The 1,180-nt window shown below is 46.4% G+C and carries 1 pseudogene; it reads right to left on the minus strand.

The features are described 5' to 3' along the window. Nucleotides 1–5 precede the first annotated feature (5 nt). A pseudogene (locus tag ABF638_RS38030) lies at nucleotides 6–1,107 on the minus strand (ISAs1 family transposase). Between the last annotated feature and the right edge of the window lie 73 nt (nucleotides 1,108–1,180).

Below are 1,180 nucleotides of genomic sequence, written 5' to 3' on the forward strand. Positions count from 1 at the left end.
CAGGGCTATTTCATTCTAAATAAGTCTTTGAGCGTGTTAAGACTAAAACCAGCGAGACGTTGAGCTTGAGCCATATTTTGGAAACCATTGTTGCGATACAAATTGAGTGCAAAATTACGTGCCAGTGCCCAACTTTGCACCAGTGGTGAGGTACGAATGCGTGAAGCATCTTCCCCTTGGGTCACATCTCGGACATAATGCACCTTGTTTTCAACCCCCCAGTAGCCCCGAATGCGGTCGGTGAAGGCTTGTACAGTATCGATAAAAGAAGCGACGTAGTAGCGGGTTTCCGTGGAGACTTCAATGATGTTGGCGCGATGCACAAGGCGTTCTGATTCGACTCGAATCAAGGTTTGCAGTCCTGGGAAATCAGGAATATCATCCAACAGATGAGTAATGCTAATGGTACGTTTTTCAATTCGACCGTGCCCTTTATTGATTTGTTGTCCGCTCTGTTGGGGTTGGAAGTGGGTTTCTACTGCTTTGAGTAAGCCTGATTGGTTGCCTTTGAGTGCCCCCAAGTAATCATTGCCACTATCAATGATGGTCTGAACTGTTTTTTTGGGTGCTGATGGCATCGAAGGCAAAGACTACACCTTTGAGCGCTATCTGTTCAACGAAGGCAGGTAAGGCTGTGATTTCATTGGTTTTTGAGTTGACCTCATAAGGTTCAAGAATCAATCCCCGCTCAACAATGTATGCACTCACCAGCATAATCGCTGGATGAGAGTCTACTGCTGGGTCATCACTGATGGCTTCATAGGAGCCGCGCAAGACTTTACCATCGATGGCAATCGTTTCTCCAGGCAACGGTTGAATCCCAAAAAACCGCGACAAGCACGCCGAATAGCTCTGATAGTCGATCCTCAGCAACGTTCGTCGAATGGTGCTGTATGACGGTAAGCGTCCTTTGGGGGTATGGAATAATGCCACTAATTCTAAGTGATACGCTTTGAGCCAATCTCCAATTGCTAGAAATCCACGATTCCCAGCGGTCACTGCTAGCGTAAACAACGCTAAACACAGTGCTTGGGTATGGCGTTGTCCTGCTGTACGACGAGTATCAGCGAGGTCTGCAAACGCTTCGATAATGGCAACCTGAGACATATAAAGATTAAGTATTATGGGTGAGATGACTTCAGTACCATATCAATTACTCAATCAGAATGAAATAGCCCTG

The sequence above is a fragment of the Nostoc sp. CALU 1950 genome (genome assembly GCF_051172895.1).
GTDB classification, from domain to species: Bacteria; Cyanobacteriota; Cyanobacteriia; order Cyanobacteriales; family Nostocaceae; genus Nostoc; species Nostoc edaphicum_A.